Origin of the sequence: Cytobacillus oceanisediminis (genome assembly GCF_004366035.1) — a bacterium.
GTDB classification, from domain to species: domain Bacteria; phylum Bacillota; class Bacilli; order Bacillales; family Cytobacillaceae; genus Cytobacillus; species Cytobacillus oceanisediminis_C.
Genome location: NZ_SOEE01000001.1, coordinates 714303 through 727831 on the forward strand (window position 1 = coordinate 714303; position 13529 = coordinate 727831).

Below are 13529 nucleotides of genomic sequence, written 5' to 3' on the forward strand. Positions count from 1 at the left end.
TCTTCATTTTATCCTCTCAATACCGCTCCGGCTTTTTCCTTCACAGCATCCAACACTTTATCATGTGCTTTTGTAACATCTTCATCCGTTAGTGTACGTTCAGGATCGAAGTATTTAAGGGAGAAAGCAATTGACTTTTTGCCCGGCTCCATCCGTTCGCCTTCGTACAGGTCAAAAACATGAACGTCTTTTAATAACTTGCCGCCAGCTTCTTTAATGATTCCTTTAAGCTCGCCCGCTGCTGTTCCCTTATCTACTACAAGGGCAATATCCCTTGTGATGGAAGGGAAACGCGGGATAGCTTCATACTGCAAAGGTGAAACTTCTTCTTCGAGGATTGCTTTTAAGGAAAGCTCAAACGCATATGTTTCTTTCAAATCAAGCTCTTTTTCCACAGTCGGATGGATTTGGCCGACAAATCCCACTGATTCCCCGGAAAGCAATACTTCTGCTGTTCTTCCAGGGTGCATCCCATCCTTTTGTGCCTGATGGAATTCAGCCTTATCGGATAGTCCCAGCTTATCAAATAATCCCTCAAGAATTCCTTTTACAGCGTAAAAATCAACCGGCTTCTTTTCTCCCTGCCATGGGTGGCTGTGCCATAAGCCAGTAACCGCTCCAGCAAGGTGCTCACGCTCTTCTGGCAGATCCTCTTCTCCATTATTGGAGAGGAACACCGCTCCTGTTTCATAAACAGCCAGACTGTCGTTCTGGCGTGCAGAGTTATATTTTAATACTTCTAGAAGCTGCGGAACAATACTTAATCGGAGCAGGCTTCGATCTTCACTCATAGGCATTGCCAGCTGCACAGGTTTGCGCTCTTCCAGTGCATATTGAGTCGCTTTTGCTTCATTTGTTAGAGAATAGGTTACTGCCTGGTAAAGTCCTGCACCTTCAAGGTAGCGGCGGACCATTCTGCGTTTGTTCTGGTATTCAGTTAGATGCCCTGGTGTAGAAGATCCAACCGGTAAAGTGGATGCCAGATTGTCGTAGCCAAATAAGCGGCCAACTTCTTCAATAAGGTCTTCTTCAATCGTAATGTCGCCTCTGCGTGTTGGAACTGTAACAGTAATCGTATCGTTATCAGTATTTGTTTCAAATTGAAGACGGGCAAATATATCCTCTACTTCTTTCATGGATAATTCAGTGCCAAGTACACGATTGATTTTTTCAAGCGTTACAGACACTACAGCAGGTTCCACCTGCAGTGCATCAGCTTCCACAGATCCTTCAAGCACTTCCCCGCCAGCATATTGTGCAAGTAATTGAACAGCTCTTTCTGCAGCAGCTCTAACTCTGTTCGGATCTACACCTTTTTCAAAACGGGCACTTGCTTCGCTTCTTAAGCCATGATCTTTTGAAGCTTTTCTAACCGTTGCCCCTTTAAAATAAGCTGATTCGATAAGGACATTTTTAGTATCCGACTGTACTTCAGAATTTGCCCCGCCCATGACACCGGCAAGTGCAATGGGTTCTGCCCCATTTGTTATTAAAAGGTGATCTGAGGTTAACTCACGCTTGGCATCATCAAGAGTGACAATCACTTCACCATCTCTTGCTTTGCGGACAAGGATTTGCTTTGATTCCAGCCGGTCATAATCAAAAGCATGAAGGGGCTGGCCGTATTCAAGCAGAATGTAGTTTGTGATGTCCACCACGTTATTGTGAGGACGAATGCCCGCCGCCATTAAACGAGCCTGCATCCATACAGGAGATGGACCTATTTCTACATTTTTTACAACCTTCGCAACGTAAAGAGGATTATCTTCTTTTGCTTCAACCTGAACTTCAATATAATCAGAAGCCTTTTCAGAAGAAGTATCAGCCTGCGGCTCAGGAATCTTTACTTCTCTTCCTAAAATGGCTGCTACTTCATAGGCAACACCCAGCATGCTTAAGCAGTCAGAACGGTTCGGAGTCAGCCCAAGCTCAAGGATCTGGTCGTCACGATTAAGCTGCTCAAGAGCATCCTGGCCAACTTCTGTATCATTAGGGAAAACATAAATGCCTTCAGAGTATTCCTTTGCAATCAGCTTGCTTTCAATGCCCAGCTCTTGAAGCGAACAGATCATTCCATTTGATTCTTCACCTCGGAGCTTCGCACGCTTAATCTTGAAATTGCCTGGAAGCACAGCTCCAACGGTAGCCACGGCCACTTTCTGTCCCTTATCCACATTTGGGGCACCGCATATGATTTGTACAGGCTCATCAGCTCCTGTATCAACTAAGCATTTATTCAGCTTATCAGCATTTGGGTGCTGTTCTCTTTCAAGGACATGCCCTACAACAACACCTTTGATTCCTTCATTCAAAACCTCTACGCCTTCAACTTCAATACCGCTTTTTGTAATCTTTTCTGCAAGCTCTGCAGGTGTAACGCCTGATAAATCAACATATTCCTGCAGCCATTTATATGAAACGAACATTTATGATCCTCCTCTTTTATTGTCCAGCTCCGACTCCTAACCCCTCGAGGTCATAAGTCATTCTGCCGTGAAGGTTAAAGAACAACCTTCCTGTCAGCTTGCCTTATGCTTGTCGGGGTTGAACAGTCGCCTCCGCTTTTCTAATTACTCGTGAATTGAAAATTGCTTTAAGAAACGTACATCATTTGTATAGAAGTGGCGAATATCATCCACACCATACTTCAGCATGGCAATTCGCTCAGGTCCCATCCCGAATGCAAAGCCTGTGTATTTCTTAGAGTCGAAGCCTGCCATCTCAAGAACATTGGGATGAACCATTCCGGCGCCAAGAATTTCAATCCAGCCAGTGCCTTTACATACACTGCAGCCTTTTCCACCGCAGATTTTACAGGAAATATCCATTTCCACAGATGGCTCTGTAAACGGAAAGAAACTTGGACGAAGACGGATTTCCCTGTCATCCCCGAACATTTTCTTCGCAAACACTTCCAGTGTCCCTTTCAAATCGGTCATTCGGATGTTTTCATCTACAACAAGCCCTTCTATTTGCATGAACTGGTGGGAGTGTGTAGCATCATCATTGTCACGGCGATACACTTTTCCCGGACAGATGATTTTAACCGGCCCTTTGCCTTCATGTTTCTCCATTGTTCTTGCCTGTACTGGCGAAGTATGGGTACGAAGAAGAATCTCTTCTGTAATATAGAAGGAATCCTGCATATCGCGGGCAGGGTGGCCTTTAGGGAGGTTCAATGCTTCAAAATTATAGTAATCTTTTTCAACTTCAGGGCCTTCAGCTACTGTATAGCCCATTCCAATGAACAAGTCTTCAATTTCTTCAATAATACGTGTCAGCGGATGATGGTTTCCTGATTTGACAGGACGTCCAGGAAGAGTAACATCTATCTTTTCAGCAGACAGCTTTTCCTGTACTGCCGCTTCCTCAAGATGCTTCTGCTTTTCTTCAATTCCCGCAGCAATACTGTCTCTTACTTCGTTAGCAAGTGCTCCCATTTTAGGGCGCTCTTCCGCAGACAGTTTCCCCATTCCTTTTAGAACTTCCGTTATTGGACCCTTTTTGCCCAGGTAAGAAACACGGATGTCATTTAATTCTTTTAAATCAGCAGCAGTGCTGATTTTTTCCAACGCTTCAGTTTGCAGTTCCTTTAAACGCTCTTGCATCTAAATATCCTCCTTGAAATGAATATTTTTACTTTTTTAGCCAAAATAAAAAACCTCTATCCCCATAAAGGGACGAGGTTTCGCGGTACCACCCTTTTTAACACATATATGTACTTCATGCACGTGTTCACTTCATTGGGATAACGGCTTATGCCGGTACATCTTTACATGGAAAAGCAGAAGTGGCTTAGGATGAACTTCAACTAAGAGCCGCCACTTCCTGGGGCGAACGTTGAAGTCAGCACATCCTGCCTATGTCCCACAAGTAAACCTTGAGGGGCTAGCCGCTGCAGCTGGACAGCTCACCAGAGCGCCAACAATACTTTTCAATGGTCCCGATGCCAACTCAGGAGGTGAATGTTCCCTTGCATTTCCTGTAAAAATGCTTTCAGTCTTAGGCATTTTCTCCCTGAAAAGGCTGACTGCAAGGTAATGGTCTCCGTCATCGTTTTGTTATTATAATTTTGCTGTTAATTATATTACATTCTTGAGGCTGTTTCAAACGGTTTTCAAAAAATTGCCGCCCATTTTCTATTTTCTTAAGTGATAAAGAAGAATTCCGGCAGCCACCGCCACATTTAGTGATTCGCTTTTCCCGAATATCGGTATATAAAGGTTTGCTGCTGTATTAGCCAGAAGCTCTTTATTCACCCCATTTCCTTCATTTCCAACGAGCAGCGCGAAGGAATCAGAGGACTCATACATCGTGTATTCCTGGGCATTTTCCAAAGCGGTTCCATAGACAGGGACTTTACTTTCTTTCAGTCTGCTGATCCAATCAGACAGATTCCCTCTTAAAACCGGCAAATGGAAGTGACTGCCCTGTGCAGAGCGGAGCACCTTTGGGTTATATGCGTCAACGCTTCCTTCACCCACAATAACGGCATCGATACCAGCAGCATCAGCCGTCCTGATCATCGTACCCAGATTGCCTGGATCCTGCACGGCATCAATTAATAAAAACTGTTTTCCTTTCACTTCCTCAGAGGATCGTTCCTGACTGCAGACAGCAAAGATTCCCTGCGGCGTTTCCGTATCCGCCAGCTGTCCGATGATTTCTTCTGTAACCATTGTTACAGGGATGTCGCCATAATCCCATCCGGGAGGCATGTCTTTATTTTCACTAATGATTATTTCAGCTATTTGATTGGCTTTGAGTGCTTCTTCCACTAGATGAAAGCCTTCAACCAAAAAGGTTTCTGTTTTGTCCCGCTCTTTTTTGGTTAAAAGTTTCTTCCATTCTTTAATTTTTGGGTTTTTTGCAGATTGTATATGCTTCAACACGGTCTCCCCTTTTATAGAAAATCCCGCACAACCGGAATTTCTTATACAGTTTTCTCATTATAGCCTATTTGAAATACATAATAAAAGCGAAATTAGAGAAGATAATAACGAATTAAATCTGGAAGGAGTGCATTAAAGTGAATTTAAACCTGCGCAATGCCATTTTACACAATGTTTCAGGGAACTCTCAAGACGAACTGAAAGATACGATCGTAGATGCCATTCAAAACGGGGAAGAGAAAATGCTGCCTGGATTAGGTGTTTTGTTTGAAGTAATTTGGAAAAACTCTTCAGAGGAAGATAAGCTGGAAATGCTTCAAACTTTGGAGAGCAGCCTTAAATAAAATGGAAAAACTCCGGTATAGCTCCGGAGTTTTTTAATTCTGCTAATAAGAAAGGAAAAAACTTTGAACTTCGATAACTGTCCAGCTCATGCACCATCACTCTCAGGTCTAAGCCAATCAGCGGGCGCCTTCCGCTTTCTTATTCAAAAGTAATTCTGTCCACTGTTTCCCGATCAAGCTTCTTAATCACTTCAGCAATAAGCTTAACGGCATTTTCATAGTCATCGCGGTGAAGCATTGCTGCATGGGAATGGATATAGCGTGTTGCAATAGTGATGGAAAGTGATGGAACTCCATTATGAGTAACATGAATGGCTCCTGAATCTGTTCCGCCGCCAGCGATGGCATCAAATTGATAAGGGATATTCAGTTCATCCGCAGTATCTGTTACTAGATCACGAAGACCTTTGTGCGAGACCATTGATGCATCATAAAGGATAATTTGCGGCCCTTTGCCCATTTTGCTCATGGCTTCTTTTTCAGAAATCCCTGGTGTGTCACCTGCGATTCCCACATCTACACCAAATGCGATATCCGGCTCGATTTTTTGGGCCGAAGTGCGGGCTCCGCGAAGTCCAACCTCTTCCTGAACCGTTCCTACACCATATACTTCATTTGGATGATCAGCATCTTTCAATTGCTTAAGCACATCAATGGCAATTGCACAGCCGATGCGGTTATCCCAAGCCTTTGCCAATAGCATCTTTTCATTATTCATAACCGTAAACTCAAAATATGGAACCACCATGTCACCAGGCTTTATTCCCCATTCTTTCGCTTCTTCCCGGCTGGAAGCACCAATATCAATGAACATGTCTTTAATTTCAACAGGCTTTTTCCGCGCATCCGGTGACAGGATATGCGGAGGCTTAGAACCAATTACCCCGGTGATATCTCCCTTGGACGTTACAATCGTCACACGCTGTGCAAGCATAACCTGTGACCACCAGCCCCCAACTGTCTGGAAGCGGATGAAGCCTTTATCATCAATGTTTGTTACCATAAATCCAACTTCATCTAAGTGGCCAGCAACCATGATCTTAGGGCCGCCTTCTTTGCCGGATTTTTTAGCAATCAGGCTTCCCAGCCCATCTGTTGTCACTTCATCAGCATATGCTGTTATGTATTTTTTCATAACCTCGCGCGGTTCGCGCTCATTTCCCGGAATTCCTTTGGCATCCGTTAAGTCTTTAAGCATGGTTAGCGTTTCATCTAATTTAGCCATCATTTCGACTCCCTTAATATTTATTCAACCCTATTATACAGAACATGCGATTTAATATAAAGAATTATCAGACGGATATTTTCTCCGCCTGCAGGATTAGTATCCTTCAGCCTGCCTTTTATAATTTACTTCATTCTTATCTATATATGCTTTTTCTATATGTGAAGAGTTAAAACCAAGCATTTCCCCTAGCTGTAAATAGGCAGCAATAAGCTCTTTATAATCGTCCAGGGAACGGCTTGTCCGAAACTGTCCGATTCCAGTATAGACAGACAAAAACTGGCCATTCACTGACTCCGCCTTTTCCAGTGGAGCAGCATATTCCTTTTCATCGTCAAATCCGCATTCAATTCCAAGTGATAAAATAAAATGTATACCGTCTACAAACTCTTCCAATACTGTTTCCTGAGGTGAGGATGGCTTATGGCTCCAAAACTTGAAGCATCTTGTCTCATTTGCAAGCTCTCCCAATTCAACCAGCAGCGCAAGCACCTTACGTTCAAATAAATCTTCTTCCTCTAAACCGTGATTTGATTCTATATGGCTGTCCAGCCCTTTTTGCATTTGAAATAATAGCTGATAATTCATTTTCCACCATCCTATATGAAATAAATGATTAACATACAAAATTAGCCTATCAAAAAAATTATAACAAATCGCAAAAAAGTTGAAACTTTTTTTAATCTCATCCGTAAAGTAAGGAAAATAATAATGGAGGGCTGGTTAATATGTGGCTCCTGCGTATGCTATTGTTTGCTCTGATTCTTTTTCTTATATACACCGCGGTAAAATATCTGCTGAATTCTAAGAGAAAGCTCGAGCTTGCCCACGAACAGAAACGATATTATTTTTGGGATGACCAGGATAATGTCAGGAAAAACTTCCTGATTACGTATAAAGGGGTTTTATTTGAGGGCGAAAAATATCTGGGAACCACGGACAATGCTTTTGATGTGGTCTCCATTTTCATCTGGCCGCATAATACATCGGCCCTTAAAGGGATGGTAAGGGAGGATTTTCTTTTTATAGAAAGAAAGATAACCGAGGCTTATCCCACTGCAAAAATTGACTGGAAAAGCCCTGTGAAGGAATTTATGCATAAAACAGCTTCACCAGGAGATGAAATTAAAGACCATTTATAATAAAAAACGTTCGGCAGCCCCGAACGTTTTTTTATGCTGCTTTAAAGAATTCCTTCCATTTGATGACAGTCACCTTTTCCCTCAGCACAAATACTAAAACAGAAAGGGAAATCAAAATCAGAATAATCATTGAAGGAGTGAATCGGCTGATGAATTCACCAAAAACGGTATAAAAAACAGCCAGCGGCAAATTGGTGATCCAAGAATTTTTTAAATATTGATCAAAACCCTTATTCCTTTCCATAAGACAAAAGTTCAATAAATGGTAATGAATAAATGGGATGAGCCTTAAAACCGCAACCTGACCGACAGTCAAATTCCGGTATTCCCCGAACCACCTCGTTTTTAGCAATGAAAGCTTTTCATGTGTCCTCGGCATTTTTGTGATCAAAAAATAAAAAAGAATGCTGCTGATCATCAGACCTGCAACGGAGAAAACAGAACCAAAAAAACTTCCGAACAGAACTCCTCCAGTTATGCAGACAAGCGGTACCGGAATGAATAGAAACTGCCTGATGATATGAAAAAAGATAAAAACAATGGGAGCAAGAATTCCAGCAGTCTCAGCCATGGCAAACAATAGAATCAATTGATCATTCATGCCTTCACCTCTCCCCGATGTCTTTCCTGCTGTTCCCTAAAGCTTATGGATAGCCCTGATTGTTTATGACAAGAGAATAACCAGGTACACAAGCAAGCCTGCTTCAAGCATCGCCAGAATAGGCAGTCCCCATTTAAACTGCACATGCTTTGTTTTATGCCTGAAAGTCTTCATTCCGAGAGTCATTCCCGCAGCCCCGCTCAAAATGGCTGTGATCCAGAGATTTTTTTCGCTGATTCGATACTGATTCCGTTTCGCCTTCTCCTTATCAAGCTTCATCAGATAAAAACCAGCCACATTCATAATCAGATAGATAAGAGCAATTGTCTTGACCATGAGCTTTCTCCTTTATTATGTATTAAGTCTTTATTGAGCTTAAATGAAACGAAAGCATCTGTCCATTTAGAGCAAAATAAAAGCCATTCCCGCATTTAAGGGAATGGCTATTTTATGAAAAATTATTACTTACTTGCTAAGCTGCTGCTTTGCAACTGATGCTAATTCAGCAAATGCTTTTTCGTCAGCGATTGCTAATTCAGCAAGCATTTTGCGGTTAACTTCGATGCCAGCAAGCTTTAAACCATGCATTAAACGGCTGTAAGAAAGACCGTTCATGCGAGCTGCTGCGTTGATGCGAGTAACCCAAAGTTTGCGGAAGTCGCGCTTTTTCTGGCGACGATCGCGGTAAGCATACATTAGGGATTTCATAACCTGCTGGTTAGCAACTTTATATAATGTATGTTTTGAACCGAAATAACCTTTAGCTAATTTAATGACTTTTTTACGACGTTTGCGAGTAACTGTACCGCCTTTTACACGTGGCATATTATTTCCCTCCTAATTTCGAGATATTACTTAAGATTTACTAGTAAGTTACGGATGCGCTTGTAATCGCCTGAAGAAACAAGAGTTCCTTTGCGAAGCTTACGCTTTTGCTTTTGAGATTTGTTTGCGAACATATGGCTTCTATAAGCGTGAGAACGCTTCAGTTTACCAGAACCTGTTCTTTTGAAACGCTTAGCAGCGCCGCGGTGAGTTTTCATTTTTGGCATTGGGAATTCCTCCTCTTACTTGTCGTTTTTCGGTGCTAAGACCATAAACATGCTTCGGCCATCCATTTTTGGATGTGATTCCACTACTGCAACTTCATTGCATGCTTGTGCAAATCGGATTAAAACACGCTGGCCAATTTCCTTATGCGTAATGGCACGACCTTTAAATCGGATCGATGCTTTTACTTTATCGCCTTTTTCAAGGAATTTAATAGCATTGCGAAGCTTTGTATTAAAGTCATGCTCTTCAATAGTCGGGCTAAGACGAACTTCTTTAATACTGATAATCTTCTGGTTTTTGCGAGCTTCTTTATCTTTCTTCTGCTGCTCGAATTTGAACTTTCCGTAGTCCATGATACGGGCTACCGGAGGTTTCGCACTCGGTGCAACCAGAACAAGATCCAGATTGGCACGAGAAGCAATTTCAAGTGCGTCGAATTTTGATTTAATACCTAACTGCTCGCCGTTTTGGTCGATAAGACGGACTTCGCGGGCGCGAATGCCCTCGTTTAACAACATATCTTTGCTAATAGCTAGACACCTCCAAGGTTTAATGCGAACACAACGTTTGGGTCAAGAAAAGCGCAAGCGCCTGCTGGAGCAGACAGCTTTATAGCTGCCAGCTCCACCGGACCAAAGCTGAATCGCAAGTTATACAACATTTCTCTTCCGGAGCGGAAGCAGAGCTGTTTTAACCAAATAAAAAAGTGCGGATGAAAACACCCACACTTACGTTTATAAACAGAAAATGTTCACGTAAAACCTGCCAACTGCACTTTGCGTCAATCAGGTGAGAAGCGGGTGCTTCTTCTTTTCCTCAAACTGTATTCAATTTACCTTAGCTACTATATCACAAAGTATGATTTTGTGTCAAACGAATAACTTTTATCACAACGAAGAAAAGCATAACAAAATTAAGCGCTTTTGGCAATATGATTTTAATATTTTTTCAAAATGAATTTAATGCCATATTTCTGGTTTGCACCAGCTGACTTGGATATTACAGATTCTGCATGTTGTCACGAAGACTTCACAAAAAAAGGGCCGCAGGTCATGCAGCCCTTTTTCATAGTTATCGTTTAACTTCAGCTTTTAGTGCTGAGATGAAATCTTCAAATGAAACCGTTTCTGATTTTTGCTCTCCATATTTACGGACATTTACAGCTTTTTCAGCTACTTCATTGTCCCCAACAACAAGCATGTATGGAGTCTTTTGCATTTGCGCTTCGCGGATCTTATAGCCGATTTTTTCATTGCGGTCATCCAGTTCTACGCGGAAGCCCTCTGCCTGAAGCTGCTCCTGGACTTGTTTTGCATAATCAAAGTGAATATCAGGAGAAACCGGAATGACCTGGACCTGAATCGGGGCAAGCCAAGTTGGAAACGCTCCCTTATACTCTTCAATCAAGAATGCCACAAAACGCTCCATAGTGGAAACGACACCACGGTGGATAACGACGGGACGATGAGGCTTTCCATCTTCAGCTACATAAGTCAGGTCAAAACGTTCAGGAAGCAAGAAGTCCAGCTGGACAGTGGATAATGTCTCATCCTTGCCAAGCGCAGTTTTAACTTGAACATCCAATTTCGGGCCGTAGAAAGCTGCTTCTCCTTCTGCCTCAAAATAGTCAAGACCGATTTCATCCATGGCTTCTTTAAGCATGGCCTGTGCTTTTTCCCACATTTCATCGTCATCAAAGTACTTCTCAGTATCCTGTGGATCTCTGTATGAAAGACGGAATGAGTAATCATTGATATCGAAGTCTTTATATACTTCAAGAATCAGGTGTACTACGCGCTTAAACTCTTCCTTAATCTGATCAGGGCGGACAAAGATATGAGCATCGTTCAGAGTCATGCCGCGTACACGCTGAAGGCCCGATAGTGCTCCTGACATTTCATAACGGTGCATTGTTCCAAGCTCTGCAATACGGATTGGCAGTTCACGGTAGCTGTGGATGCCATTCTTATAGATCATCATGTGATGCGGGCAATTCATAGGACGAAGAACAAGCTGCTCGTTATCCATTTCCATGACAGGGAACATGTCTTCCTGATAATGATCCCAGTGCCCGGATGTTTTATAAAGATCTACACTTCCCATGATCGGAGTATATACGTGGTCATAGCCCAGTCTTTCTTCCTTATCAACGATATAGCGCTCGATATTGCGGCGGATTGCTGCCCCTTTTGGAAGCCACATCGGCAAGCCCTGTCCAACTTTTTGCGAATTCATGAACAAGTTAAGCTCTTTGCCGATTTTACGGTGGTCACGCTCTTTCGCTTCCTCAAGGAGACGCAAATGCTCGGCCAGGTCTTCTTTCTTAAAGAAAGCTGTTCCATAAATGCGCTGAAGCATCTTATTGTCACTGTCGCCTCTCCAGTAGGCGCCAGCAATACTTAATAACTTAAACTCTTTTAGTTTGCCAGTCGATGGAACGTGGACTCCGCGGCAGAGATCAAAGAACTCGCCCTGCTCATAGATTGTCACTGTTTCATCTTCAGGAATAGCTTCAATCAGTTCAAGCTTGTATTCATCACCAATTTCCTTGTACATCTGAACCGCCTCATTACGGCTGACTTCCTTGCGGACAACGTCAAGGTTTTCATTAATGATTTTCTTCATTTCTTTTTCAATCACAGGAAGGTCTTCTGGGGAAAGTGATTCTTCCAGGTCGATGTCATAATAAAATCCGCCTTCAATGACAGGACCTACCCCAAGCTTTACATTTTTATATAAACGCTTGATTGCCTGCGCCATTAGATGGGCAGTACTGTGGCGAAGAACCTCCAGCGCATCGTTTGAGTCCGGTGTTACAATTTCAATAGCTCCATCCTTTTCGATTGGACGGCGAAGATCATACATTTCTCCATCCAGCTTGCCGGCCATTGCCTTTTTCTTCAGGCCCGGGCTGATTGAAGCTGCAATATCTTCTGTTGTCGTTCCCTTTGGAAACTCCTTTACAGCTCCATCTGGAAACGAAACTTTAACAACTTCTGACATGATATTTCCTCCTTATTTATAAAGTGAAACTCCAATCCTCCTAAAACGCGTTATACACTTAAAAAAATAAAAAAACCCGTCCCTAAAAAAGGGACGAGTTGTATTTAACACGCGGTTCCACCCTACTTCTCGTTCTCTTAGAAGAAAAACGACTCTGTAGTAAGATAACGGTCTTTTCCCGCCAGCCCATTTCCTGGCTGGAGTTCAGAGGCGGTAAGCATTCGAATCGTGTTAGGAAGGTTTCAGCCCTGCCTTCCCTCTCTTTAAACCGTATTAGAATACCCATATCCTCATCGCAACTTTTGCTCGATTTTTATAATATGTACGTTATTATAGTTTGTTATTTCAGGAAAATCAAGGGTATCTTTTACATTTTTCTTCATTGGCATAAGAATGGGCGTTTTGAAAGTTATAGAAGGCTTCAATAGAGCTTAATTCAAGTCTTTCTTCAAAAATATTGCGGATTGTTCTGACCAGCGGCTGCTCGAAATCATCTGAATACAGATAAATGGCGGAAGGTGCAATTGAAAGCAGAGGCGCAATCGTAACGGAATCCACATATACAGGATGATTGGATAATAGCTTGCGGTCAATCATTCTTAATAGCTCTCCTCGTTTAATTTCGCACAAGTGCTCATCATAAAAATAAACACCTTCATCCATAACGACATGAATCGTATTAATCTTTGGCTGCTTTCCTGACAGGAAATCTCTCAATGTATGAATAAACATCTGATATTCCTGCTCCATTTTATATTCATCGATGGAAACTTCAACGTATTTGGTCATTTCATTCATAAGCGGCCGCATTCGGAATTTTACGAAAGAATCAAAAGAAAAGGAAATGTTATTCTGGAACAGCTGATCAACTGCACTCTTCAAGCTTTCTTTTACATCCAGGCCACTGACAAACGCGGCAAGATCCTCCCGGCTTCCTTCCAAAATAGAGTGAATAATTTCAAGAATCTGCTGCTGTTCACCTTCATCCTCATAATAATAATGCTCCATCAGTATCCGTTTAAACCAATCATCCTGCTTCTGGTTCACTATAAATTGAAAAAATACTTCCTTAACAATATTCAGGACATCGCCGTTATTTTCTGCAGAGACTCTGACTATATGTTGATCTTCAAAATGAAGAATATTATTATCACATTGACAAAAAGACTGCAGCTGCTCATAAAGATGCTCATAAAAATTCCTCGCATCCGTGCTGCTTTGGAAAATGATTTCGATCAACCAAATCCCCCCTTTATACAAATCTCTGTT

Annotated in this window: 14 protein-coding genes and 1 other annotated feature; of the genes, 2 read left to right on the forward strand and 12 right to left on the reverse strand. The window is 42.2% G+C overall.

Annotated elements, in window-relative coordinates:
• Window positions 1-8: 8 nt before the first annotated feature.
• From pheT to DFO72_RS03680, 3 genes are all read right to left on the reverse strand, one after another.
• Window positions 9-2426, reverse strand: a complete 2418-nt coding sequence (gene pheT, locus DFO72_RS03670; protein ID WP_113882649.1) for a phenylalanine--tRNA ligase subunit beta — start codon at window positions 2424-2426, stop codon at window positions 9-11.
• A gap of 144 nt (window positions 2427-2570) precedes the next feature.
• Window positions 2571-3608 (reverse strand): phenylalanine--tRNA ligase subunit alpha, encoded by a 1038-nt coding sequence (gene pheS / locus DFO72_RS03675; protein WP_009333205.1) that lies wholly within the window; start codon window positions 3606-3608, stop codon window positions 2571-2573.
• Between the two features lie 531 nt (window positions 3609-4139).
• Window positions 4140-4889, reverse strand: coding sequence for a TrmH family RNA methyltransferase (locus DFO72_RS03680; RefSeq protein ID WP_113882647.1), 750 nt, complete (start codon window positions 4887-4889; stop codon window positions 4140-4142).
• A 140-nt stretch (window positions 4890-5029) separates the two neighbouring features.
• Between DFO72_RS03680 and sspI the strand changes: the two genes are divergently transcribed.
• Window positions 5030-5236, forward strand: a complete 207-nt coding sequence (gene sspI, locus DFO72_RS03685; RefSeq protein ID WP_035330267.1) for a small acid-soluble spore protein SspI — start codon at window positions 5030-5032, stop codon at window positions 5234-5236.
• A 139-nt stretch (window positions 5237-5375) separates the two neighbouring features.
• Here sspI and DFO72_RS03690 read toward each other — a convergent pair whose 3' ends face one another.
• Window positions 5376-6461, reverse strand: coding sequence for a M42 family metallopeptidase (locus tag DFO72_RS03690; protein WP_113882646.1), 1086 nt, complete (start codon window positions 6459-6461; stop codon window positions 5376-5378).
• A 96-nt stretch (window positions 6462-6557) separates the two neighbouring features.
• Window positions 6558-7049: a dUTP diphosphatase gene (locus DFO72_RS03695; RefSeq protein WP_113882645.1), complete on the reverse strand. Its 492-nt coding sequence runs from the start codon at window positions 7047-7049 to the stop codon at window positions 6558-6560.
• Window positions 7050-7189: 140 nt separating this feature from the next.
• On the opposite strand from DFO72_RS03695, the gene DFO72_RS03700 reads away from it, so the two are divergent.
• Window positions 7190-7603 carry a sigma-w pathway protein ysdB gene (locus DFO72_RS03700; protein WP_113882644.1) on the forward strand — a complete coding sequence of 138 codons (414 nt, stop codon included), beginning with the start codon at window positions 7190-7192 and terminating at the stop codon, window positions 7601-7603.
• 31 nt (window positions 7604-7634) lie between these two features.
• Here the strand turns inward: DFO72_RS03700 and DFO72_RS03705 are convergent, their stop codons facing one another.
• From DFO72_RS03705 to ytxC, 7 genes are all read right to left on the reverse strand, one after another.
• Window positions 7635-8204: a TVP38/TMEM64 family protein gene (locus DFO72_RS03705; protein ID WP_113882643.1), complete on the reverse strand. Its 570-nt coding sequence runs from the start codon at window positions 8202-8204 to the stop codon at window positions 7635-7637.
• A gap of 63 nt (window positions 8205-8267) precedes the next feature.
• Window positions 8268-8540 carry a DUF1294 domain-containing protein gene (locus tag DFO72_RS03710; RefSeq protein ID WP_113882642.1) on the reverse strand — a complete coding sequence of 91 codons (273 nt, stop codon included), beginning with the start codon at window positions 8538-8540 and terminating at the stop codon, window positions 8268-8270.
• Between the two features lie 129 nt (window positions 8541-8669).
• Complete coding sequence (gene rplT, locus DFO72_RS03715) at window positions 8670-9029, reverse strand: 50S ribosomal protein L20 (protein ID WP_009333214.1); 360 nt, start codon at window positions 9027-9029, stop codon at window positions 8670-8672.
• Between the two features lie 26 nt (window positions 9030-9055).
• Window positions 9056-9256, reverse strand: a complete 201-nt coding sequence (rpmI, locus tag DFO72_RS03720; RefSeq protein WP_009333215.1) for a 50S ribosomal protein L35 — start codon at window positions 9254-9256, stop codon at window positions 9056-9058.
• Between the two features lie 15 nt (window positions 9257-9271).
• Window positions 9272-9775 carry a translation initiation factor IF-3 gene (infC, locus tag DFO72_RS03725; protein ID WP_113882641.1) on the reverse strand — a complete coding sequence of 168 codons (504 nt, stop codon included), beginning with the start codon at window positions 9773-9775 and terminating at the stop codon, window positions 9272-9274.
• Window positions 9776-9951: 176 nt separating this feature from the next.
• Window positions 9952-10075: a sequence feature (ribosomal protein L20 leader region), on the reverse strand.
• Window positions 10076-10328: 253 nt separating this feature from the next.
• Window positions 10329-12260, reverse strand: coding sequence for a threonine--tRNA ligase (thrS, locus tag DFO72_RS03730; RefSeq protein ID WP_113882640.1), 1932 nt, complete (start codon window positions 12258-12260; stop codon window positions 10329-10331).
• 354 nt (window positions 12261-12614) lie between these two features.
• Window positions 12615-13499: a putative sporulation protein YtxC gene (gene ytxC, locus DFO72_RS03735; protein WP_113882639.1), complete on the reverse strand. Its 885-nt coding sequence runs from the start codon at window positions 13497-13499 to the stop codon at window positions 12615-12617.
• Window positions 13500-13529 lie beyond the last annotated feature (30 nt).